The following is a 21,924-nucleotide window of genomic DNA, read 5'->3' on the forward strand; positions in this document are numbered from 1 at the left end:
CACGGGCTTGTGGGAGCGGATCCATCCGCTCCCACCGAAGTCGCGCCCGCGGTAATTTTAACGCACCAAATGCAAGAACTGCATATGCCGCTCGTACTGATCAAGGATGTCGTTGATGATCTGCTCCTTGCTGTAACCCACCAGGTCATAGTCCTGGCTGCCTTCGCTCAGATGCACCTCGGCACGGTAGTAGCGACGGTTCTTCAACTCCTGGGTACCCAGCCCGCCCAAAGCGAACGACGGCGTGAAGTAGCCACGCATCTGCACCTGGTAGATGAAGGGTTGCTCCTCACCATGACCAATCTTCAGACTGACGTTGTCGTGGCTCGGGTCTTCCTGAGTGATGACGTTCAGGCCCTTCTCGACGAACACTTCAGTGACCTCGGCAATTGCCGGGCGCACCACGTCATCCATGAACCGATAGACCTCATCACGCGATGGGAAATGCACCGCTTGGCTCAGACGCTGTCGCCAACCACCACGGCCGCGACGCGAGTTGGCGAACGGCGCCAGCGAATGCATCTGCGCAATCTGGCGCTGCGACTCAAGGTAGAACGCCTTATGCAGGCCCCACATCATCGCCAGGAGAATCACCGAGAATGGCAACGAGGTGAGCACCACCGCCGACTTCAACGAGTCAATGCTGCCAGCAAACAACAGGCCGATGGTTACCAGGGCAGTCATTGCGCCCCAGAACACCCGCAACCAGTTCGGACCGTCTTCATCGGCATTGCCATCGCGAGCGGACAAGGTCGACAACACCACAGTGCCAGAGTCGGCAGAGGTGACGAAGAAGACAAAGCTGATAAACACCGTGACCGCAATCACCGTCTTGCTCCACGGATAAGTTTCCAGCAGCAAGTAGAGGGTCATCGAGGGGTTATCAATGGCGGACTGGCCCAGCGCGGTCATGCCGTGATCAAGCACCTGGGATATGGCACTGTTGCCGAAGATCGACATCCACGCCAGGGTAAAACCCAGCGGGATCAGCAGCACGCCGAAGACAAACTCACGGATGGTCCGGCCTCGGGAAATCCGCGCAATGAACAGGCCGACAAAGGGCGCCCAGGCAATCCACCAGGCCCAGTAAAACACGGTCCAGCCACCCAGCCAGTCGCGGGCTTCGTTATAGGCGTAGACATCGAAGCTCTTGCGCGGCAGCGCCCCGAGATAATCCCCCAGGTTCTGGATCAAGGTATTGAACAGGTGCTGGGTAGGCCCGGCGAACAGCACAAACAACAGCAGTGCACAGGCCAGGAACATATTGATGTCGGACATTACCCGCACACCCTTCTCGACCCCGGCCACCGCCACCGCTACCGCCGCGCCCATCATCAGGGTGATCAACGCCACCTGGACCCATTGGGTATGGGGAATACCGAATAGGTAATCCAGGCCCGAGTTCAGGTGCAGTACACCAAAGCCCATGTCGGCACCCAGGCCGAACACCGTGGCGATGATGCCGAAGCCATCCACGGCATAGCCGATGGGCCCGTTAATACGCTTGCCGATCAGCGGGTAGAGCGCTGAGCGCAGCGCCAACGGCAGGTTGTGCCGATAGGCGAAATAGGCCAGGGCCATACCGACGAAGGCAAACACCCCCCAGCCATGTAGGCCCCAGTGCAGGAACAGCAACTGCATGGCCTGACGACCGGCCTCGACCGTTCCAGCCTCCCCTTGCGGTGGCTGGAGCATGTGGGTCAGTGGTTCAGAGACGCAAAAGAAGAACAAGGTAATGCTGATGCCAGCGGCGAAGAGCATGCCGGCCCAGGACAAGTAGCTGAACTCGGGTTCGTCGTGGTCGGCACCGAGCTTGATCTTGCCGTAGCCGGACAAGGCGGTGACCACCACGAAGACCAGGTACAACGTCATCGCCAGCATGTAGTACCAGCCGACCGTGTTGGCCGCCCAGTTCTGCGCCGCCAGCAACCATTCGCCGGCCGCTTGCGGATTGCTGATGACCACCAGTCCGAAAATGAGGATAAAGCTCGCCGCGAAATAGAAAACCGGCGGATTCATGCGGATTTTGCCGCTAGGTAAGGAACTCGGCGCACCCATTAAATGTGCACCTCGACATGAAGGGAAAGGCTTGGATTGAACGGGTTCGGCAAAGGGTTTTCTCCTTTTGAACACCGGCAGCGGACCACCGTTTTAACTTGAACAAGCGTTCAAGTTAAACACGGATGGGGGTCGCGATGCGACCCAGTGCCGCAACTCAAGCCTGGGGCAAGGCCCTAAACACCATTGCGAATTTACTTTTGAGTGCCGTCATCATGCTGCAAATTGGCCTGGGTCAGGTTGCTGCCCGGAACGACGCTGCGGGTCAGCCAGACATTGCCACCGATGGTTGAACCCTTGCCAATGGTGATGCGTCCCAGAATTGTTGCGCCGGCATAGATCACCACATCGTCTTCGACGATCGGGTGACGCGGATGGCCTTTTAGCAACTGCCCGTCCTCGTCCGCCGGGAAGCGCTTGGCCCCCAAGGTCACGGCTTGGTAGATGCGTACCCGCTCACCAATGATTGCGGTTTCACCAATCACCACACCCGTACCATGGTCGATGAAGAAGCTTTTACCGATCTGAGCACCAGGATGAATGTCGATACCGGTAGCCGAATGCGCCAGCTCCGAACTGATCCGCGCCAGCAACGGCAGGCCAGAACGGTAGAGGTGGTGGGCCAGGCGATGATGGATCACCGCAAGAATGCCCGGGTAGCACAGCAACACCTCATCGACGCTGCGCGCCGCCGGGTCACCATGGAAAGCTGCCAGCACGTCAGTATCGAGGATGCTGCGCAAACCCGGCAGGGCCGCGGCGAAATCCTGAATCAGACGCAGCGCCTTGGCATCGACCTCAGCAGCATCGCACTTGCCTTGGCGAGCTACATAGCGCAGCTCCAGGCGCGCCTGGGCATGCAAAGCTGTCAGGGCTGAATCGAGGGTATGACCGACATAGAAATCTTCGCTTTCCTCGCGCAGGTCCACAGGCCCCAGGCGCATGGGGAAAAGCGCCCCACACAATTGCTCGAGGATGTGCCGCATGGCTTCGCGTGAAGGCAATTCCCGCCCCCCCTGCTCGCCACTGCTACGGCCATTGCTGCTGCGCCATTTGTCACGGGCGCTGCGCAAGCCGGCAACGATGCCCTGCAATTGCCAATGCCCTGTTTGCGCGTTCTCGCTCACGGTTACGTCTCCCTGTCGCTACGGTGAATGGAATGGAAATGCTGTCAGATCAGCACTCACTGTACGGCAAATGCTCTGAGGGGAAAAAATAATCCGTTATTCCAAAACGCAATAAAGCAGGCATAAGGCCGGAAGTTGCCCACTGACCGGAGGCTGCCTATAGTCGAATTTTCCCTTGCAGATGTGTTGCCATGATCGACCGACAGCTTTCCCGCTTCAATCGTCTGGACCTGCTTGGCGCGCCGACCGCGCTGGAAAAGTTGCACCGCCTCTCGGCCTGGGTCGGCCGAGACATTTATGTCAAACGTGACGATTGCACCCCCCTTGCTCTGGGCGGCAACAAACTGCGCAAGCTCGAATACCTGGCGGCCGACGCTTTGAGCAAAGGCGCCGATACCCTGGTCACGGCCGGTGCGATCCAGTCCAACCATGTGCGCCAGACCGCTGCGCTCGCCGCGCAATTGGGCCTGGGTTGTGCCGCACTGCTGGAGAATCCGATCGGCACCCATTCCCCGAACTACAAGGGCAACGGCAACCGCCTGTTGCTGGACCTGTTCGACGCCAAGGTCGAGCTTGTGGATAACCTCGACAATGCCGAACAACAACTGCAGGCCCTGGCAGTACGCCTGCACGCCAGTGGGCGCAAACCCTACATCGTGCCGATCGGTGGCTCAAACGCGCTCGGGGCGCTGGGCTACGTACGTGCAGGGCTGGAGCTTGCCGAACAGATCAAGCACGGCGGCCAGCGCTTTGCCGCTGTCGTGCTCGCCTCTGGCAGCGCTGGCACGCACAGTGGCCTCGCCCTGGCATTGGCTGAAGCCTTGCCAAAGTTGCCAGTGATTGGCGTCACCGTGTCACGCACCAATGAGGACCAACGCCCCAAGGTTCAGGGGCTTGCCGAGCGAACGGCCGAACTTCTTGGCGTGCACCTGCCCAAGCACTTCAAGGTCGAACTGTGGGACGAGTATTTCGCCCCACGCTATGGCGAGCCGAATGCCGGCACCCTCGCCGCGATTCGCCTTCTGGCCAGCCAGGAAGGATTACTGCTGGATCCGGTGTACACCGGCAAGGCCATGGCCGGCTTGCTCGACGGCATTGCTCGCCAGCGATTCAACGATGGCCCACTGATTTTCCTGCATACCGGTGGGGCACCGGCATTATTCGCCTACCCTGAGGTCTGGAACAGTTAATCAACTTATGCACTTACAGCATAAGAAAATGAATTTATATTATTTTTAAGCCTATTAGCGTCAACCTATAGTCGCCAGCCACTACACAACAACATTGGGGCTTCGTCATGACAGTAATCGGTAAACAGATTCTAAACGCAGGCGTCGCCCTGTTGCTCGGTGCCAGCCTGCTTGGCCAGGCGGTTGCGGGTGAGCAACTGAAATCCATCAAAGACAAGGGTGTGATCAGCGTTGGCCTGGAAGGCACTTACCCTCCGTTCAGTTTCGTCGATGCCGACGGCAAGCTGGCGGGTTTCGAGGTGGAGCTGTCCGAGGCCCTGGCCAAAGAACTGGGGGTCAAAGCCAAGCTGCAACCGACCAAATGGGATGGCATCCTCGCCGCCCTTGAGTCCAAGCGCCTGGACGTGGTGATCAACCAGGTGACTATTTCCGAGGAGCGCAAGAAGAAATACGACTTCTCCCAGCCTTACACCGTTTCCGGTATTCAGGCGCTGGTACTGACGAAAAAAGCCGCCGAGTTGAACATCAAGTCCGCTGCCGACCTGGGCGGAAAAAAGGTTGGGGTAGGCCTGGGTACCAACTACGAACAGTGGGTCAAAGCCAATGTACCGACCGCTGACGTGCGCACCTACGAAGACGATCCGACCAAGTTCCAGGAACTGCGTGTCGGGCGTATCGACGCGATCCTGATCGACCGTCTGGCCGCTCTGGAATACGCCAAAAAAGCCAAGGACACTACCGCCGCCGGTGACGCGTTCTCGCGCCAGGAAGCGGGTATAGCACTGCGCAAGGGTGAGCCGGAACTACTTGAAGCCCTGAACAAGGCACTGGATAAACTGCGTGCCGACGGCACCCTGGCCAAGTTGTCCCAGAAGTACTTTGGCGCCGACGTGACTCAATGATCGAAGACAGCCTGCAGCTTGCGCTGGACAGCGCGCCCTTTCTGCTTAGGGGCGCGTACTACACGGTCATCCTCAGCCTTGGCGGGATGTTCTTCGGGCTGTTACTGGGTTTCGGCCTGGCGCTGATGCGCCTGTCGTCGCTCAAGCTGCTGAGCTGGACGGCGCGGGTCTATGTGTCGTTCTTCCGTGGCACACCGTTGCTGGTCCAGCTGTTTATGATCTATTACGGCTTGCCGCAGTTGGGTATCGAACTGGACCCGCTACCCGCGGCGCTGATCGGCTTCTCTCTGAATATGGCGGCCTACGCCTGTGAAATCCTCCGCGCGGCAATCGGCTCCATTGATCGTGGCCAGTGGGAAGCGGCCGCCAGTATTGGCATGACGCGTGGCCAGGCCATGCGCCGGGCGATCCTGCCTCAGGCTGCACGCACTGCCTTGCCACCGCTGGGCAACAGCTTTATCTCCCTGGTCAAGGACACCGCCCTGGCCGCGACCATCCAGGTCCCGGAACTGTTCCGCCAGGCGCAGCTGATCACCGCCCGCACTTTCGAAATCTTCACCATGTACCTTGCCGCCGCACTGATCTACTGGGTGTTAGCCAGCGTTCTCGCGCACTTGCAGAACCGCCTGGAAGCGCGGGTCAACCGACACGACCAGGAGTCCTGAGGCATGATTGTGGTAGAGCAGCTGAGCAAACAGTTCAATGGCCAGACGGTGCTCAAGGACATCAGCCTCAAGGTCGAAGCAGGCGAAGTCATCGCCATCATCGGCCCCAGCGGCTCCGGCAAAACCACCTTCCTGCGCTGCCTTAATCTACTGGAAACCCCCAGCAGCGGCCGTATTCAGGTCGGTGATGTGGAGATCGATGCCAACCGCCCGCTCAAGCAGCAGCAAGGCTTGATCCGCAAGCTGCGTCAGCAGGTTGGCTTCGTGTTCCAGAACTTCAACCTGTTTCCCCATCGCACCGCGCTGGAAAACGTCATCGAAGGCCCATTGGTGGTCAAGAAGACGCCTCGCGAGCAGGCCGTTGCCCTGGGCATGAAGCTGTTGGCCAAAGTCGGGCTGAGTGGCAAGGAAGATTCCTATCCACGCAAGTTGTCCGGTGGCCAGCAACAGCGGGTGGCAATAGCCCGCGCCCTGGCGATGGAGCCTGAGGTGATTCTGTTTGACGAGCCAACCTCGGCCCTGGACCCGGAACTGGTTGGTGAAGTGCTGGCAACCATTCGCGGCCTGGCGGAAGAACGCCGCACGATGATCATCGTCACCCATGAGATGAGCTTTGCCCGTGATGTCGCCAACCGAGTGATCTTTTTCGACAAGGGGGTGATTGTCGAACAGGGCGAGGCCCGAGCGCTGTTCGCTCACCCTAAGGAAGAGCGCACCCGTCAGTTCCTCGGCAAGTTCCTCGGCACCCAGAACACCGGGTACTGAGTTCCCCACCAGACCCTGGCCCCTCCTTCAGCCCCAGACTTTCCCTATGGCTGTAGTCCTATTCCGAAGTTCGCCGCTACCGAGCAAATGGCAATCGATGGGCTTGTTCCTGCGCGTCAGCTGGCCAATAACCGCCAATCCTGCCGATGCTCATGCCAAGGATGCGCACCATGCCCGATGTCAGCCAAGGACCCGAACTGTCTCCACCCGCCCTGCCCGGTATTAATCCTGCCGGTATCGGCCGCTACAGTGCCGCCCGATTGAGGGCACGCGTAAACATTGAGCCGCCCATGGAAGCCGGCGATCTATTGGCCATGTTCTGGGGCCAACGCTTTGTCGCCGCACACACGCTGCAGGTTCACCAGCCGGATGGCAGTGTCGACTTCCGTATACCTGGCATATTGCTGCACAACGGTATCCAACGCCTGCACTACCGCCTGCTCAAGCCGGGCTGTCGGCCGTTGCGCTCACCTGAACTGCACGTACTGGTCAAACTCGACTGCCCAGGCGGCAGCGATGCCCGCGAGCACTTACAACCTTTACAACTGAATAGCCGATTACGTCGTGAGGGCCTGTTCCTGAACGACCTGAACGACGATCTACCCTGCTCCCTGGCCCCTTATCGACACATGGCCGAAGGTGACAGCATCACCTTGCGCTGGGGCGATCTACGCCTGGACCTACCGGCACTGAAGCAGAGTCAGGTCGGCAACCCGCTGCAGGCGAAAATTCCTTTGTCATTGATTCAGGAAAGCGGGCCTGACCCACACCTGGACCTGAGTTACTGCATTCTCGACCGGGTCGGAAATCGATCGCAGTGGGCGCCGGCCGTGCAGCTACGGGTGTTCGCCAAACGGCCAATGAGTACTTCTATATATATTCCTAAAAGTTAGTTTATTTAATTTTTATACAGCATTAGGGTATATGAACCGGACCACCGGACCAGCGCATTTCAGTCGGCGCAGCCTGCGCCGACCTTTCCAATACGTGAGGTAAGGTATGGTCAGGAACACAATCCCCCCAGTGCGTAACGCCAAGACATTGAGTGCAGCCAGGGAGCAGTGCTGATGTCCAGTCTGGCAGAAACCAATGTCCACAGTGATCTGGACAGCGCCCCGTTGCTGTTGCCCGCCAAGGTGCTGCGCAGTGACGCTGAAGCCGTGCAGGCTGCCCATGAGTTGGCCGAAGTAGCCCGCAGTCAGGCCGCTCGCCGCGACCAGCAACGCAAGCTGCCCTGGGCAGAAATCGAACAGTTCACCCGCAGCGGCCTGGGTAGTATTTCCATTCCCCGCGAGCATGGCGGCGCACAGGTGTCCTTCGTCACCATCGCTGAAGTGTTTCGCATCATCAGCGCCGCCGACCCGGCGCTGGGACAAATTCCGCAAAACCAGTTTGGCATGCTGCAACTGCTCAAAGGCACTGCCAACGCGCGGCAGCAAGAGCTGCTGTTCAAATCGGTACTCGACGGCTGGCGGATCGGCAATGCCGGGCCGGAGCGCAGCAGCAAGCACACCTTGGAGCTTAAGGCACGGATCAGTCGTGAGGGTGATCACTATCTGCTCAGTGGCGAAAAGTTCTATTCCACCGGCGCCTTGTTCGCCCATTGGGTGGCCGTCAAAGCCCTGAACGATGACGGTCGTCAGGTATTGGCATTTGTTCGTCGCGGCACGCCTGGGCTGCGTATCGTCGATGACTGGTCTGGATTCGGCCAGCGCACCACCGCCAGCGGCACCGTGCTGCTCGACCGGGTTCAGGTCGATGCCGAGCTGGTCATCGACAACTGGCGCCAGAATGAGGTGCCGAATATCCAGGGCGCCGCCTCGCAGCTAATCCAGGCCGCCATTGATCTGGGCATCGCCGAAGCCGCCGTGGCCGACGCTATCGCCTTTGTGCGCGAACGCTCACGGCCATGGATCGATGCCCAGGTCGAGCGCGCCAGCGATGACCTCTACGTGATCGCCGATATCGGTCGCCTGCAACTTGAGCTGCATGCCGCCCAGGCTTTGCAGAGCAAGGCCGCGCGCACCCTTGATGAGGTCAACGCAGCCCCCGTGGATGCCGCTGCGGCAGCCCGTGCCTCGATTGCGGTGGCCGAAGCCAAGGTGTTGACCACTGAGGTCGCCCTGCTGGCCAGCGAGAAGCTGTTCGAACTGGCCGGCAGCCGCGCCACCCTCGCCGAGTTCGGCCTCGACCGGCACTGGCGCAATGCCCGCGTGCACACCCTGCACGACCCAGTGCGCTGGAAATACCACGCCGTTGGCGCCTATCACCTCAACGGTACCTTGCCTGCCCGGCATTCCTGGATCTGACCAGACCTCTGGAGCCTATTTATGAGCCTTCTGCCGCAACCGCACGAAAACGTCGCGGTCATTCACACTGACGCCCAGGCTTTGCAAGTTGCCGAAGAACTGGCTGGCGAGCTGCGCCGTGACAGCATCCTGCGCGACCGCGAACGCCGCCTGCCTCATCCGGAACTGGCGCTGTTCTCGCGTTCCGGCCTGTGGGCCATCAGCGTGCCCAAAGCCCTTGGGGGTGCCGGTGTCTCCAACGTCACCCTGGCCAAAGTAATCGCGCGCATCGCCCAGGCCGATGCTTCCCTCGGCCAGATTCCACAAAACCATTTCTATGCCCTGGAAGTGCTGCGGGTAAACGGCAGCCTGCAGCAACAGCAGCGCCTTTACGCTGAAGTGCTGGCCGGCAAACGCTTCGGAAATGCCCTGGCCGAACTTGGTACCAAAACCGCCCATGATCGTACTACGGCGCTAAACCGTGACGGTGACGGCTACCGCATCAACGGGCGCAAGTTCTACGCCACGGGTGCCCTATATGCCCAACGCATTCCCACCTCGGTGGTCGACGAACACGGTGTGCAACACCTGGCTTTCGTGCCAGCCGAAAGCACCGGGTTGCGGGTCGTCGACGACTGGAGCGGCTTCGGCCAGCGCACCACCGGCAGCGGTTCGGTGCTGTTTGAGAATGTCTGGGTCGCCGCCGAGGATGTAATTCCCTTCCAGAGCGCCTTCGAACGGCCAACTACTGTCGGCCCACTGGCACAGATACTTCATGCCGCGATCGACACCGGCATCGCCCGCGCCGCCTACGAAGATGCACTGCAGTTTGTGCGCAGCCGCAGCCGACCGTGGATCGATGCAGGCATCGACAAAGCCAGCGACGACCCGCTGACCCTGAAGTCCTTTGGTCATCTGGCGATCCGCTTGCACGCTGCTGAAGCCCTACTTGAACGTGCCGGTGAGTTCCTCGACCAGGCTCAGGCTGAAACCAACGCCAGCACCGTGGCCGCAGCCTCCATTGCCGTCGCTGAAGCGCGGGCGATCAGCACCGAAATCTCCCTGGCCGCCGGCAGTACCCTGTTCGAACTGGCGGGCAGTCAGGCCACCCTTGCCGAACATGGCCTGGACCGCCACTGGCGCAACGCCCGCGTACATACCTTGCACGACCCAGTGCGCTGGAAATACCACGCCATTGGCAACTACTACCTCAACGATGAAAACCCACCGCTGCGGGGGACCATCTGATGGCCAAGAAAAAGATCCTCCTCAATGCCTTCAACATGAACTGCATTGGCCACATCAATCACGGCTTGTGGACCCACCCACGCGACACTTCAAGCCAGTACAAAACTCTGGAGTACTGGACCGAACTGGCCCAACTGCTGGAACGCGGGCTATTCGACGGGCTGTTCATCGCCGATATCGTCGGTGTTTACGACGTCTACCAGAACAACATCGACGTGCCGCTCAAGGAGTCGATCCAGCTACCGGTCAACGACCCTTTGCTGCTGGTATCGGCCATGGCCGCCGTGACCCGCCACCTGGGCTTTGGCCTGACCGCCAACCTGACCTACGAAGCGCCGTACCTGTTCGCCCGCAAACTCTCGACCCTCGACCACCTGAGCCGTGGCCGGGTCGGCTGGAACATTGTCACCGGCTATCTGGACAGCGCCGCCCGGGCCATGGGCCTGGAGCAACAAACCGAACACGACCGCCGTTACGACCAGGCCGATGAATACATGCAGGTGCTGTACAAGCTGCTCGAAGGCAGTTGGGAGCACGACGCGGTGGCCAACGACCGCCAGCAGCGCATCTACGCCAGGCCGGACAAAGTGCACAAGGTGCGTCATCAGGGCGAGTTCTATCGGGTCGAGGGTTACCACCTGTGCGAGCCTTCGCCACAGCGCACCCCGGTGCTGTTCCAGGCGGGCAGCTCCGAGCGCGGCCTGGGGTTTGCCGGCAACCACGCCGAATGCGTATTCATCAGTGGCCAGACCAAGGCCGGCACCCGTGCCCAGGTCGACAAGGTGCGTGCGGCGGCCGTGGCGGCCGGACGTGATTCCGAGGCGATCAAGGTGTTCATGGGCCTTACCGTGATTGTCGCCCGCAGCGAGGAGCAAGCCTGGGCCAAGCACGCCGAGTATCTGCGCTACGCCAGTGCCGAAGCAGGCGTTGCACATTTCGCCAGCTCCACCGGCATCGACTTTGCCGCCTACGAGCTGGATGAGCCAATCCAGTATGTGCACAGCAATGCCATCCAGTCGGCGACCAAAACCCTGCAGAACAACGACTGGACCCGGCGCAAGTTGCTCGACCAGCACGCATTGGGCGGCCGCTATATCACTCTGGTCGGCTCTCCAACCCAAGTTGCCGACGAACTGGAAAGCTGGATCGCTGAAACCGGCCTGGACGGCTTCAACCTGACCCGTACCGTAACCCCGGAAAGCTATGTCGACTTCATCGACCTGGTGATCCCCGAATTGCAACGTCGTGGCGCCTACAAGACCGCCTACGAACCAGGCAGCCTGCGCGAAAAACTGTTCGCCACGGATCAGCCTCTGTTGCCTGCCGACCATCCCGGCGCCGGCTATCGCCACACCACCCTGACTGGAGCGCCACAGCATGCTTAAGACTTTTTTTGCCCGTCCTGTCGCGGCCCTGCTGCTGACTCTGGGCTTATCCGCAATTACCCAGGCGGCCGACGCCCCGTTGAAAATCGGCACCACCGCTGCGTTTGCCATCCCGTTGGAAGCGGCTGTCAGTGAAGCGAAGAAACAGGGCCTGAGCGTCGAGCTGATCGAGTTCAGCGACTGGATCGCGCCGAATGTCAGCCTGGCCAGCGGCGACATCGACGTGAACTACTTCCAGCACATCCCGTTCCTGGAGAACGCCAAGGCCGCTGCTGGTTTTGATTTGGTGCCCTACGCACCGGGGATCATCAACAACGTCGGCTTATATTCGAAGCACTACAAAAGCTTCGACGAACTGCCCAAGGGCGCGAGCGTGGCCATCGCCAATGACCCGATCAACAGCGGCCGCGGCCTGCAGTTGCTGGCCAAGGCCGGCCTGATTACCCTCAAGCCGGGCGTTGGCTACAAAGCCAGCGAAGAAGACATCGTCGCCAACCCCAAGCAATTGAAGATCCTTCAGGTCGAAGCGGTGCAACTGGTACGGGCCTACGATGATGCGGACGTGGTTCAGGGCTATCCGGCCTATATCCGCCTGGCCAATACCTTCGATGCCACCTCCGCGCTGTTGTTCGATGGCCTCGACCACAAGGAATACGTGATCCAGTTCGTCATCCGCCCGCAAACCAAGGGCGATCCGCGCCTGGCCAAGTTCATCGATATTTACCAGCACTCGCCCGCCGTGCGGGCCGCCCTGGAAAAAACCCACGGCAAACTTTACCAACCGGGCTGGGAGAGCTGAAATGAACGCCGCCACCGCCCTTTCGCCCTCTTCGGCATCGCAGCCTCATGCGCAACAACGGCTCCTTCGGCCTGAACTAAGCAACGCCCATGTGCGCTTCATCGGCCTGGGCAAGACGTATCCGGGGCAAACCACACCGGCACTTGACGCTATTGATCTGAACATCCAGCGCGGCGAAATCTTCGGCATAATCGGGCGCAGTGGCGCTGGCAAATCGTCGCTGATCCGCACCATCAATCGACTAGAGCAACCGAGCGCAGGCCGGGTGCTGATCGACCAGATCGACATCGGCGAATTCGACCAAGACCGCTTGGTACAACTGCGCCGACGTATCGGCATGATCTTCCAGCATTTCAACCTGATGTCGGCCAAGACGGTCTGGCAGAACGTCGAACTGCCACTCAAGGTTGCCGGCGTGCCCAAGGTCCAGCGCCAACGCAAGGTGGCCGAGTTGCTGGAACTGGTCGGCCTTGAGCAGAAACATCACGCCTATCCCACACAGTTGTCGGGCGGGCAAAAGCAGCGCGTCGGCATCGCCCGGGCGCTGGTACACGACCCGGATATCCTCCTCTGCGATGAGGCCACCTCGGCGCTCGATCCGGAAACGACCGCCTCCATTCTTGAGTTGCTGCGCGACATCAACCAGCGCCTGGGCCTGACCATCGTGCTGATTACCCACGAGATGGCCGTCATCCGCGATATCTGCCAACGGGTAGTTGTACTCGAGCGCGGACGCATTGTTGAGCAGGGCGCAGTCTGGCGGGTGTTCGGCGATCCTCAGCATGAGGTCAGCAAGACCTTGCTTGCGCCTTTGCAAGCAGCCATGCCAGCCACATTTCAGGCTCGCCTGCAGCCCCAGGCAAACAGCGCCGAAGCGGCCCTGGTGCTGGATCTTAAGGTCAGCGGCAGTGATCAACAGGCCCCAGAGTTATCCACATTGTTCAGCAGCCTAGGTGGCCAGATCCGTTTGCTGCAAGGCGGCATCGAAGCCATTCAAGGCAGGCCGCTGGGGCGGCTGGTGCTGTCGGTGAGCAACTCCCCAAACAGCCATGAACACATCATCCAACGTGCCCGGCAATGGGCAACGCAAGTAGAGGTACTGGGCTATGTGGACTGAGCGTCTGCTGCAAGGAGTACTCGATACCCTGCTGATGGTCGGGGTGTCATCGTTGATCGCCTTGTTGGCCGGAATACCGTTGGCGGTCATCCTCGTTACCAGCGGCAAGGGTGGAATCTTCGAAGCCCCAATCCTGAACCGGGTGCTCGGTGCCTTCGTTAACCTGTTCCGCTCGATCCCGTTCCTGATCCTGATGGTCGCCCTGATTCCGTTCACGCGCCTGATCGTTGGTACCACCTACGGCGTCTGGGCGGCCGTGGTGCCGTTGACCATTGCCGCCACGCCGTTTTTCGCAAGGATCGCCGAAGTCAGCTTGCGTGAAGTCGATCATGGCCTGATCGAAGCCGCCCAGGCCATGGGCTGCCGACGCTGGCATATCGTCTGGCACGTGTTGCTGCCCGAAGCCCTGCCAGGCATCGTCGGCGGCTTCACCATCACCTTGGTGACCATGATCAACTCCTCGGCCATGGCCGGAGCCATTGGTGCAGGCGGGCTGGGCGACATCGCTTACCGTTACGGCTACCAACGCTTCGACAGCCAGATCATGCTCACCGTGATTGTCATGCTGGTAGTGCTGGTGGCGTTGATTCAGCTGGGTGGGGATCGCTTGGCCAAAGGTCTGAACAAACGCTGACCCCTTGTAGAAATCGACTTATTCCAAAAACAACTAAGCAAATTACCTTTTGATATAAATTCGTTCGTTTTCATGCTGTTAGCATTTCTGTTCGCAATCGCACACAGAGGCGATGCCCCGCTTTTTCTCTGGAGCTCCAATGAATCTGCCGCTGTCACTTAATCTGCTGGCGTTCCTGGCATTGCTGCTAGGCCTGGCACAAACCCGTCATGGCAACTGGAGCCTGGCCAAAAAGGTCCTGGTCGGCCTGGTGCTCGGCGTGCTGTTCGGTGCCGCCCTGCACGCCATTTATGGCGCTGGCGACCCGATCCTCAAAGCCACCATCAGCTGGCTCGATCTGGTCGGCAACGGTTATGTGCAATTGCTGCAGATGATCGTCATGCCCCTGATCTTCGCCTCGATCCTCAGCGCCGTGGCCCGTCTACACAATGCCTCGTCACTGGGCAAGATCAGCTTTCTGACCATTGGTACCCTGCTGTTCACCACGGCCATTGCTGCACTGATCGGTATTGCCCTGACCAACCTGTTCGGCCTGACTGCCGAAGGCCTGGTGGCCGGCACCGCCGAAACCGCACGGATGCAGGCGATCCAGAGTGACTACGTGGGCAAGGTCGCTGACCTGAATATCCCGCAGTTGCTGCTGTCGTTCATTCCGAGCAACCCAGTTGGCGATCTAGCCCGAGCCAAACCGACGTCGATCATCAGCGTGGTGATCTTTGCCGTGTTCCTCGGCATGGCTGCCCTGCAGTTGCTCAAGGATGACGCGGACAAGGGCAACCGCGCCCTGGCCGCCATCGACACCCTGCAAGCCTGGGTCATGCGCCTGGTGCGTCTGGTGATGAAACTCACCCCGTATGGCGTCCTGGCACTGATGACCAAGGTGGTCGCCAGCTCGAACCTGGACGACATCCTCAAGCTCGGTAGCTTCGTCGTGGTCTCATACATCGGCCTGGGCTTGATGTTCGTGGTGCATGGTGTGTTGCTGGCGATCAGCGGCGTCAACCCGCTGCGCTTCTTCCGCAAGGTCTGGCCGGTACTGACCTTTGCCTTCACCAGCCGCTCCAGCGCTGCCAGCATCCCGCTGAGCATTGAAGCGCAAACCCGTCGCCTGGGTATTCCACAGTCGATCGCCAGCTTTGCTGCCTCGTTCGGTGCGACCATTGGCCAGAACGGCTGTGCCGGCCTGTATCCGGCGATGCTGGCGGTGATGGTAGCGCCGGCCGTAGGCATCAACCCGCTCGACCCACTGTGGATCGCAACCCTGGTGGCCATCGTGACCCTGAGTTCGGCCGGTGTGGCCGGTGTCGGTGGCGGTGCGACCTTTGCTGCGCTGATTGTGCTGCCGGCCATGGGCTTGCCGGTGGAACTGGTCGCCTTGCTGATCTCGGTTGAACCGCTGATCGACATGGGCCGTACAGCGTTGAACGTCAATGGTTCGATGACGGCAGGGGCGATTACCAGCCAGATGCTCAAACAGACTGATCGTCAGACGTTGAACACTGACGAGCATGCCGAGCTGAGCCATAGTTGAGATTCAAATCCGCTCCTGCAAACAACCGTAGGAGCGGATTTATCCGCGAAGGAAGGCAAAGCCTTTCTACGCTTCCAACGTCAGACTTTCTCCCAAACCTCAAAGTGATACGCCGGCTTCTCTCCCTCTGCCGGATTCTCCTGGCTCGAAGCCAACTTCCACTGCGCCGAATCGAACTCAGGAAACCACGCATCCCCCTCCGGGCTCAGCTCCACTCGTGTCAGGTACAAGCGGTCCGCCAGGCCACGCTCAATCGCCTGGGTATACAGCTGCGCACCACCAATCAGCATCAGCTCATCAACACCCTGCGCCAGCGCCCACTGTTCGGCGCGCACCATCGCCTCATCCAGCGAAGCGAACACCTCGGCACCTTCGAGCTGCAGCCCAGACTGGCGGCTGACCACCAGGTTCAAGCGCCCAGGCAATGGCCGGCCGAGCGAATCCCAGGTCTTGCGGCCCATGATGATCGGCTTGCCCAGCGTAGTCGCCTTGAAATATTTGAAATCCCCCGGCAAATGCCAGGGCATGCTGTTGTCGATGCCGATTACGCGGTTCTCGGCGAGCGCCGCGATCAGGCTGAGGGGAAGTGATGTTTTCATGTCGGCGAGGATAGCAAAGCCCGATCTTCGATGCCTGGGTTATGCTTTGAGCTGAATTGATCAATGGAAGACCGTGTGACTGCACTGACAGACCTGGACAAACGCTGGCTCACTGAAGCGGTACGCCTGCGCGAGGAACATGCAGGCCCCCTGGAGGATCAGCAAGCCAATCGCCGTGCCCGCCAACTGGGCGGCGATCTGCCAACGCGCATCGAACAGCGTGCTTTATGGCTGGCCGAACGCGACGGCATGCGCAGTGCCCTGCAGCACTGGAAGCAAGGTGCACGGTTGGCGCTGGCGCTGTTGCTAGTGATGGCCGTTGTCAGCGGCGCTGGCCTGGCCCTGGCCGCCTTGGGTGACAGCCAACGCCCGGTCAATGTGTTCTGGGCCCTGGGTAGCCTGCTGGGTTTGAACCTGGTGTTGTTGCTGGGATGGGCTCTGGGTTTTTTCTTTGCAGGCGAGCAAGGCGCAACGTTGGGCAAGTTGTGGTTGTGGCTGAGTGAGAAATTCGCCCGCGATGCCCAGGCCGCGCATTTAGCCCCCGCCCTGCTGGTCCTGCTGCAACGGCAAAAGCTCAACCGCTGGCTGCTTGGCCTGCTGGTACATGGCCTGTGGCTGGTGGCCTTGAGTACAGCGCTGGTGATGCTGCTGGTGCTGCTCGCCACCCGCCGTTATGGCTTCGTGTGGGAGACCACCATCCTCGGCGCCGACACCTTCGTCGGACTGACCAAAGCCCTCGGCGCTGTGCCAGCCCTGCTCGGTTTCAATGTGCCTGACATCGCCATGATCCGCGCCAGTGGCGCCAGCCAACCCGCCCTGGAACTGGCTCGCCAAGCCTGGGCCAGCTGGCTGCTCGGGGTGTTGCTGGTGTTTGGCATCTTCCCGCGCCTGGCGCTCGCGGCGCTGTGCCTATGGCGCTGGCGCAGCGGCCGTAAGCGCTTACATTTGGACCTCAACCTGCCCGGCTACAGCCAACTGCGCGAGGCGCTGATGCCCAGTAGCGAACGCCTGGGCATCAACGACGCGGCGCCCGATGCCTTGCCACAGATCATCCGCGGCATCGGCGACACACACAGTAATGGCGCTTTGCTGGTCGGTCTTGAATTGGATGACACGCGACCCTGGCCACCGACGCTGCCAAAGTCCGTCAGCGATGCTGGCATCCTCGACAGCCGTGAATCACGTAACAAGCTGCTTGAGCAGCTCAGCCGCTTCCCACCAGCGCGCCTGGCCATTGCCTGCGACCCGCGCCGCTCACCCGACCGCGGTAGCTTGGCACTGCTCGCCGAACTTGCGCGCAATGCCGGTGAGACGCGGATCTGGTTGCTGCAAGCGCTGCCCGGCCAGGCGCTGGACGCCGACCGCCTGGGTGATTGGCATCAGGCCCTTGAGCAGCTCGGCTTGCACTATGCCGACAGCGCCCCACTGACCTGGCTGGAGCATGGCCATGACTAAGCCGCTGAAACTGGCCGTGGTCGGCCATACCAACGTCGGCAAAACTTCGCTACTGCGCACCCTGACTCGCGATGTCGGCTTTGGTGAAGTGTCCCATCGGCCGAGCACAACGCGCCATGTTGAAGGCGCACGGCTGTCGGTCGACGGCGAACCTTTGCTCGAGCTCTACGACACTCCTGGCCTGGAAGACGCCATTGCCCTGCTCGACTACCTCGAACGCCTGGAGCGGCCAGGCGAGCGCCTCGACGGCCCGGCTCGGCTAGAGCGCTTTTTGCAAGGCAGTGAAGCGCGCCAACGCTTCGAACAGGAAGCCAAGGTGTTGCGCCAGCTGCTGGCCAGCGATGCCGGGCTGTATGTCATCGATGCCCGCGAGCCGGTGCTGGCCAAGTACCGGGATGAACTGGAAGTGCTCGCCAGCTGCGGCAAGCCGCTGCTGCCAGTGCTTAATTTTGTCGCCAGCAGCGACCATCGCGAGCCTGACTGGCGCGAAGCCCTGGCCCGCCTGGGGTTGCATGCGCTGGTGCGTTTCGACAGCGTCGCACCACCGGAAGATGGCGAACGACGCCTCTACGAAAGCCTGGCATTGATGCTGGAAAAGTCTCGCCCGGCATTGCAGCGGCTGATCGACGACCAGCAGGCTCAGCGCCAGGCCCGCCAACTGAGCGGAAAACGCCTGATTGCCGAACTGCTGCTCGATTGCGCTGCCTGTCGACGCAGCGTAATGGCGGAATCTGGCGCCGAAGCTGTGGCCATAGAGGCCTTGCGCAAAGACGTCCGCCAGCGAGAACAACGCTGCGTCGAGGCCTTGCTCAAGCTGTACGCTTTTCGCAAGGACGATGCCAGTGCCAGCGAACTGCCGCTGCTGGATGGGCGTTGGGGCGATGATTTGTTTAATCCCGAGACGCTCAAACTGCTGGGGGTGCGCCTTGGCAGCGGAGTGGCCGCCGGTGCGGCGGCGGGCGCCGGTGTCGATCTGCTGGTCGGCGGTCTGACCCTGGGCGCTGCGGCGCTGGCTGGAGCCATAGCCGGCGGGGCATTGCAGACCGCGCGCAGCTACGGTTCACGGCTGCTCGGCAAGCTCAAGGGGCAACGCGAACTAACCGTGGATGACGGCGTGCTACGGCTGTTAGCCCTGCGTCAGCATCAGTTGATTCAGGCGCTGGACAACCGCGGTCATGCGGCGATGGAGCGGATCAAGCTAAGCGCGCCGCAGGAGCAGAGCTGGCGTGAAGGCAAGCTGCCGGATGCGTTGAGCAAAGCGCGCGCGCATCCGCAGTGGTCGTCGCTCAATCCAGGGGCCCGGCTCAATCAGGCTGAGCGCCAGGAGCAGATCGACTTGTTAGTGCAGGAGCTTTAGGGCCTTAGCCTTGAGCACATCCAGGTCAATCACCGGCACATGCGTCTCCTTGGCCAGCTCATCCCACTCACGCATGCGCAGGCTCACGCTGCACAGCGGGTCACGCTCGAAGGCATCGGCTTCGGCGTCGCTCATCACCCCACCTTGATATGCCAGCGTGCGCCGGCTGGCCTCACTCAAGCGCTGGTAGTAACCCGGTTTACGCAGCGTCAGATACCGCTTGGCCTCAACGTGGTACTGCACCAGGGTCGCCAGACGTTCGCTGAAACCGCAGCGGCGCAAGTACTCAGCGCCGACCTTTTCATGGCTGACTACCCCGTAACCCCCCATGTCACCTTCAGCGCCGCCGCAAATGTGGCCTATGTCATGGAAGAATGCCGCCAGCACCACTTCATCATCAAAGCCTTCGTCCAGGGCCAACTGCGCCGCCTGGGACATGTGCTCCAACTGTGAAACCGGCTCGCCGATGTAATCTTCATCGCCGTGCTGCTGGTACAGGGCGAAGAGTTCGCTGACAACCTGTTCGGCCGTTCTCATTGTTATCCCCTCATACAATGTCGTTAAACAGTCGAGCGACATGCCGCTCAGCCAGCGCCGGACCGACGCTCATGCCCACGCCGCTGTGCATCAACGCTGCGCTGACGCCTGGCGCCACCTGCAACAGCGAAAACGCTCCGGGACCGCCAGAACCATAGACGCCTTGCCAGCGTTCGACCACCTCGATACGACCGCCGAGGGTGTGTTCGGCCAGCTCGATCATCCAGTTGTCCACCTGCTCGGCATTGAACGGCGAAGGATCGCTGCCATAGGCATGGGAGTCGCCAATGATCAGTTCACCATGGGGCGTAGGGCTGATTAGCAGGTGAATACCGTGTTCCATCAGATGCGGGCTGTTGCTCTGCAGTTGCGCCTTGAGTGCTTGTGCCTGCGGCAGGTCGGCGAAAGCGCCGTAATGCACGCAACTGAGCCCCGTCAGCAGCGCATGTTGCAGGTCCAGCTTGAAACGTGGGCGTGCACGTAGCATCTGCAAGCGGCAGACCTGTGGCTGCAGCGTGGCAATAGGCTCGGCGAGCAGGGTCTGATAGTCATGCCCAGAACAGACCACGATCTGCCCGGCGCTGAAATCACCAGCGGTGGTCGATACTTTTCCAGGCTGGATATCGCGCACCAGGGTGGAGAAATGAAACTGCACATCCAGTTCCTGCTGCAGGAAACGGATCAGTGTCGGGATAGCTTCGCGGAAGTACAGTTGCTGGTCATCCAAACCGCGCAAAGCAGCGCGATGATGGCGAAACTGGCCACCATACAGGTCATTCAGGGCAGCGCCTGACAACAGTTCGACCTTGTAGCCGTGTTCCACAGCCCGCTCGGCACAGAAAGCTTCCAGCAGCTCCTGTTCAAGGGCGGTGCGTGCGAACAACAGCGAACCATTGCTCTTCAATTCGAAACCGGCCTGACGCGACCAGTGCGCCCAGATCCCGCGGCTGGCCTTGGCCAGCTCAAGCATGTCGCCCGGTGGCTGGCCGGTGACCAGTGCCTGGCCGAAGTTGCGTACCGACGCGCCAAGAGGGGTGGCGGTGCGCTCGAATACCCGCACCTTGAGGCCACGGCGGGCAGCAGCGTAGGCATGCGAAAGGCCAAGAATGCCGGCGCCGACAATCAGTAGATCGGTCATCTCAGATTCCTTCAAAAATTGCAGCGGCCTCATCGCAAGGCCAGCTCCCACAGAAATCGTTGTAGGAGCCGGCCTTGCCGGCGATGAAGCCAACCCGGTATTACTGCTGCGCTACCTTCTCCGACTTACCGTCATAGCGCTTACGCCATTCGGCCAGGATGGTGTCGCGGTTCTTCGAGGCCCAGGCAAAATCGTTCTTGATCAGGCGCTGTTCGTAGTCAGCCGGGAGTTCGGTCTGCGGCTTGGCAATCCCCGGCTGGGCGAGTACGGCGAAGTTTTCCTTGTACAGTTCCATTCCCGCCGGGCTAGCCGAGAAGTCGGCCAGGCGCTTGGCCGCGTCTTCATGCTTGCTGCCCTTGAGCACGGCAGTGGCTTCGATTTCCCAACCCAGGCCTTCCTTCGGCAGAACGATGTCCAGCGGCGCGCCCTGGCGCTTGAGCTGCACAGCCGGGTACTCGAAAGAGATACCAATCGGGAACTCCCCGGCTGCCGCCAACTTGCACGGCTTGGAGCCGGAGTGAACGTACTGGCCGATGTTCTGGTGCAGGTCATCCATGTACTGCCAGCCCTGTTTCTCGCCGAAGGTCTGCAGCCAGGCACTGACATCGAGGAAACCAGTACCGGACGACGCCGGGTTAGGCATGACGATCTTGCCCTTGTACTCAGGCTTGGTCAGGTCCTGCCAGCTCACCGGCTTGGTCAGGCCCTGCTTCTCGGCTTCGATGGTGTTGAAACAGATGGTCGCCGCCCAGACATCCATGCCGACCCAAGCCGGTGGGTTGGCGGCATCGCGGTAGTTGCTGCCAATCTTGTCCAGATCCTTCGGCGCGTAGCTTTGCAGCATGCCCTGCTGGTCGAGAATCGCCAGGCTGGAAGCGGCCAGGCCCCACACCGCATCAGCCTGCGGACGGTCTTTTTCGGCCAGCAGTTTGGCGGTGATGATGCCGGTGGAATCGCGTACCCACTTGATCTCGATATCCGGGTTGGCCTTTTCGAAGGCCTGCTTGTAACTCTTCAGTTGCTCCGCTTCAAGCGCGGTGTAGACCGTCAGCTGAGTCTCGGCGGCAGTGGCCTGCAGGCTGAACGCAGTGAGGACGGCAGCGGCAAGAGCAAGTGGCTTGAACATGGT

General features: G+C 60.7%; 20 protein-coding genes. 14 read left to right on the forward strand and 6 right to left on the reverse strand.

Features of this window, described 5'->3' with window-relative positions:
• Nucleotides 1-57: 57 nt before the first annotated feature.
• Both betT and epsC read right to left on the reverse strand, forming a co-directional pair.
• Complete coding sequence (gene betT, locus ACQRAX_RS08170) at nucleotides 58-2,019, reverse strand: choline transporter BetT (protein WP_412038880.1); 1,962 nt, start codon at nucleotides 2,017-2,019, stop codon at nucleotides 58-60.
• Between the two features lie 233 nt (nucleotides 2,020-2,252).
• A complete protein-coding gene (gene epsC / locus ACQRAX_RS08175) occupies nucleotides 2,253-3,185 on the reverse strand; it encodes a serine O-acetyltransferase EpsC (protein WP_412038879.1) in 933 nt (310 codons plus the stop codon).
• Nucleotides 3,186-3,376: 191 nt separating this feature from the next.
• Between epsC and ACQRAX_RS08180 the strand changes: the two genes are divergently transcribed.
• From ACQRAX_RS08180 to ACQRAX_RS08235, 12 genes are all read left to right on the forward strand, one after another.
• Nucleotides 3,377-4,375, forward strand: a complete 999-nt coding sequence (locus ACQRAX_RS08180) for a D-cysteine desulfhydrase (protein ID WP_412038878.1) — start codon at nucleotides 3,377-3,379, stop codon at nucleotides 4,373-4,375.
• 107 nt (nucleotides 4,376-4,482) lie between these two features.
• Nucleotides 4,483-5,277, forward strand: coding sequence for a cystine ABC transporter substrate-binding protein (tcyJ, locus tag ACQRAX_RS08185; RefSeq protein ID WP_412038877.1), 795 nt, complete (start codon nucleotides 4,483-4,485; stop codon nucleotides 5,275-5,277).
• Nucleotides 5,274-5,942, forward strand: coding sequence for a cystine ABC transporter permease (gene tcyL / locus ACQRAX_RS08190; RefSeq protein ID WP_412038876.1), 669 nt, complete (start codon nucleotides 5,274-5,276; stop codon nucleotides 5,940-5,942). Before tcyJ ends, tcyL begins: the two co-directional genes overlap by 4 nt.
• 3 nt (nucleotides 5,943-5,945) lie before the next feature.
• Entirely contained in the window at nucleotides 5,946-6,707 is a 762-nt protein-coding gene (gene tcyN / locus ACQRAX_RS08195) for an L-cystine ABC transporter ATP-binding protein TcyN (RefSeq protein WP_412038875.1), read from the forward strand.
• A 170-nt stretch (nucleotides 6,708-6,877) separates the two neighbouring features.
• On the forward strand, nucleotides 6,878-7,600 hold the full coding sequence (locus ACQRAX_RS08200; protein ID WP_412038874.1) for a hypothetical protein: 723 nt from the start codon (nucleotides 6,878-6,880) through the stop codon (nucleotides 7,598-7,600).
• Between the two features lie 174 nt (nucleotides 7,601-7,774).
• Nucleotides 7,775-9,016, forward strand: coding sequence for an SfnB family sulfur acquisition oxidoreductase (locus tag ACQRAX_RS08205; RefSeq protein ID WP_412038873.1), 1,242 nt, complete (start codon nucleotides 7,775-7,777; stop codon nucleotides 9,014-9,016).
• A 21-nt stretch (nucleotides 9,017-9,037) separates the two neighbouring features.
• The gene (locus tag ACQRAX_RS08210) at nucleotides 9,038-10,243 is read left to right on the forward strand and encodes an SfnB family sulfur acquisition oxidoreductase (RefSeq protein ID WP_412038872.1); all 1,206 of its coding nucleotides are present in this window, start codon (nucleotides 9,038-9,040) and stop codon (nucleotides 10,241-10,243) included.
• Nucleotides 10,243-11,628 carry an LLM class flavin-dependent oxidoreductase gene (locus tag ACQRAX_RS08215; protein ID WP_412038871.1) on the forward strand — a complete coding sequence of 462 codons (1,386 nt, stop codon included), beginning with the start codon at nucleotides 10,243-10,245 and terminating at the stop codon, nucleotides 11,626-11,628. Before ACQRAX_RS08210 ends, ACQRAX_RS08215 begins: the two co-directional genes overlap by 1 nt.
• The gene (locus ACQRAX_RS08220; protein ID WP_412038870.1) at nucleotides 11,621-12,427 is read left to right on the forward strand and encodes a MetQ/NlpA family ABC transporter substrate-binding protein; all 807 of its coding nucleotides are present in this window, start codon (nucleotides 11,621-11,623) and stop codon (nucleotides 12,425-12,427) included. Before ACQRAX_RS08215 ends, ACQRAX_RS08220 begins: the two co-directional genes overlap by 8 nt.
• Nucleotide 12,428: 1 nt before the next feature.
• Nucleotides 12,429-13,544 (forward strand): methionine ABC transporter ATP-binding protein, encoded by a 1,116-nt coding sequence (locus ACQRAX_RS08225; protein WP_412038869.1) that lies wholly within the window; start codon nucleotides 12,429-12,431, stop codon nucleotides 13,542-13,544.
• The gene (locus ACQRAX_RS08230; protein ID WP_412038868.1) at nucleotides 13,534-14,178 is read left to right on the forward strand and encodes a methionine ABC transporter permease; all 645 of its coding nucleotides are present in this window, start codon (nucleotides 13,534-13,536) and stop codon (nucleotides 14,176-14,178) included. The genes ACQRAX_RS08225 and ACQRAX_RS08230 overlap by 11 nt, the downstream gene beginning before the upstream one ends.
• A gap of 139 nt (nucleotides 14,179-14,317) precedes the next feature.
• Nucleotides 14,318-15,709, forward strand: a complete 1,392-nt coding sequence (locus tag ACQRAX_RS08235) for an L-cystine transporter (protein ID WP_412038867.1) — start codon at nucleotides 14,318-14,320, stop codon at nucleotides 15,707-15,709.
• Between the two features lie 80 nt (nucleotides 15,710-15,789).
• On the opposite strand, the gene ACQRAX_RS08240 is transcribed toward ACQRAX_RS08235, so the two are convergent.
• The gene (locus tag ACQRAX_RS08240; RefSeq protein WP_412038866.1) at nucleotides 15,790-16,308 is read right to left on the reverse strand and encodes a dihydrofolate reductase; all 519 of its coding nucleotides are present in this window, start codon (nucleotides 16,306-16,308) and stop codon (nucleotides 15,790-15,792) included.
• Between the two features lie 63 nt (nucleotides 16,309-16,371).
• Here ACQRAX_RS08240 and ACQRAX_RS08245 point away from each other — a divergent pair, with 63 nt between their 5' ends.
• Nucleotides 16,372-17,763 carry a DUF2868 domain-containing protein gene (locus ACQRAX_RS08245; protein WP_412038865.1) on the forward strand — a complete coding sequence of 464 codons (1,392 nt, stop codon included), beginning with the start codon at nucleotides 16,372-16,374 and terminating at the stop codon, nucleotides 17,761-17,763.
• Entirely contained in the window at nucleotides 17,756-19,120 is a 1,365-nt protein-coding gene (locus ACQRAX_RS08250; protein WP_412038864.1) for a GTPase/DUF3482 domain-containing protein, read from the forward strand. Before ACQRAX_RS08245 ends, ACQRAX_RS08250 begins: the two co-directional genes overlap by 8 nt.
• Here ACQRAX_RS08250 and ACQRAX_RS08255 read toward each other — a convergent pair.
• From ACQRAX_RS08255 to ACQRAX_RS08265, 3 genes are all read right to left on the reverse strand, one after another.
• On the reverse strand, nucleotides 19,103-19,657 hold the full coding sequence (locus tag ACQRAX_RS08255) for a phosphonate degradation HD-domain oxygenase (RefSeq protein WP_412038863.1): 555 nt from the start codon (nucleotides 19,655-19,657) through the stop codon (nucleotides 19,103-19,105). The genes ACQRAX_RS08250 and ACQRAX_RS08255 overlap by 18 nt on opposite strands.
• A gap of 10 nt (nucleotides 19,658-19,667) precedes the next feature.
• Nucleotides 19,668-20,795, reverse strand: a complete 1,128-nt coding sequence (locus tag ACQRAX_RS08260) for a TIGR03364 family FAD-dependent oxidoreductase (RefSeq protein ID WP_412038862.1) — start codon at nucleotides 20,793-20,795, stop codon at nucleotides 19,668-19,670.
• 100 nt (nucleotides 20,796-20,895) lie between these two features.
• Nucleotides 20,896-21,921 carry a putative 2-aminoethylphosphonate ABC transporter substrate-binding protein gene (locus tag ACQRAX_RS08265; RefSeq protein WP_412038861.1) on the reverse strand — a complete coding sequence of 342 codons (1,026 nt, stop codon included), beginning with the start codon at nucleotides 21,919-21,921 and terminating at the stop codon, nucleotides 20,896-20,898.
• Nucleotides 21,922-21,924 lie beyond the last annotated feature (3 nt).

The organism is Pseudomonas sp. UM16 (assembly GCF_050312595.1).
Taxonomy (GTDB): domain Bacteria; phylum Pseudomonadota; class Gammaproteobacteria; order Pseudomonadales; family Pseudomonadaceae; genus Aquipseudomonas.

Excerpts from the sequence above, each read along its gene's own strand:
- ACQRAX_RS08215 (WP_412038871.1), top strand. The coding sequence starts at position 10,243 with ATGGCCAAGAAAAAGATCCTCCTCAATGCCTTCAACATGAACTGCATT.
- ACQRAX_RS08255 (WP_412038863.1), bottom strand. The coding sequence starts at position 19,657 with ATGAGAACGGCCGAACAGGTTGTCAGCGAACTCTTCGCCCTGTACCAG.
- betT (WP_412038880.1), bottom strand. The coding sequence starts at position 2,019 with ATGAATCCGCCGGTTTTCTATTTCGCGGCGAGCTTTATCCTCATTTTC.
- ACQRAX_RS08250 (WP_412038864.1), top strand. The coding sequence starts at position 17,756 with ATGACTAAGCCGCTGAAACTGGCCGTGGTCGGCCATACCAACGTCGGC.
- ACQRAX_RS08220 (WP_412038870.1), top strand. The coding sequence starts at position 11,621 with ATGCTTAAGACTTTTTTTGCCCGTCCTGTCGCGGCCCTGCTGCTGACT.
- ACQRAX_RS08265 (WP_412038861.1), bottom strand. The coding sequence starts at position 21,921 with ATGTTCAAGCCACTTGCTCTTGCCGCTGCCGTCCTCACTGCGTTCAGC.
- ACQRAX_RS08235 (WP_412038867.1), top strand. The coding sequence starts at position 14,318 with ATGAATCTGCCGCTGTCACTTAATCTGCTGGCGTTCCTGGCATTGCTG.
- ACQRAX_RS08205 (WP_412038873.1), top strand. The coding sequence starts at position 7,775 with ATGTCCAGTCTGGCAGAAACCAATGTCCACAGTGATCTGGACAGCGCC.
- ACQRAX_RS08180 (WP_412038878.1), top strand. The coding sequence starts at position 3,377 with ATGATCGACCGACAGCTTTCCCGCTTCAATCGTCTGGACCTGCTTGGC.
- ACQRAX_RS08210 (WP_412038872.1), top strand. The coding sequence starts at position 9,038 with ATGAGCCTTCTGCCGCAACCGCACGAAAACGTCGCGGTCATTCACACT.
- tcyJ (WP_412038877.1), top strand. The coding sequence starts at position 4,483 with ATGACAGTAATCGGTAAACAGATTCTAAACGCAGGCGTCGCCCTGTTG.
- tcyN (WP_412038875.1), top strand. The coding sequence starts at position 5,946 with ATGATTGTGGTAGAGCAGCTGAGCAAACAGTTCAATGGCCAGACGGTG.
- ACQRAX_RS08225 (WP_412038869.1), top strand. The coding sequence starts at position 12,429 with ATGAACGCCGCCACCGCCCTTTCGCCCTCTTCGGCATCGCAGCCTCAT.
- ACQRAX_RS08200 (WP_412038874.1), top strand. The coding sequence starts at position 6,878 with ATGCCCGATGTCAGCCAAGGACCCGAACTGTCTCCACCCGCCCTGCCC.
- ACQRAX_RS08260 (WP_412038862.1), bottom strand. The coding sequence starts at position 20,795 with ATGACCGATCTACTGATTGTCGGCGCCGGCATTCTTGGCCTTTCGCAT.
- tcyL (WP_412038876.1), top strand. The coding sequence starts at position 5,274 with ATGATCGAAGACAGCCTGCAGCTTGCGCTGGACAGCGCGCCCTTTCTG.
- ACQRAX_RS08240 (WP_412038866.1), bottom strand. The coding sequence starts at position 16,308 with ATGAAAACATCACTTCCCCTCAGCCTGATCGCGGCGCTCGCCGAGAAC.
- ACQRAX_RS08245 (WP_412038865.1), top strand. The coding sequence starts at position 16,372 with ATGGAAGACCGTGTGACTGCACTGACAGACCTGGACAAACGCTGGCTC.
- ACQRAX_RS08230 (WP_412038868.1), top strand. The coding sequence starts at position 13,534 with ATGTGGACTGAGCGTCTGCTGCAAGGAGTACTCGATACCCTGCTGATG.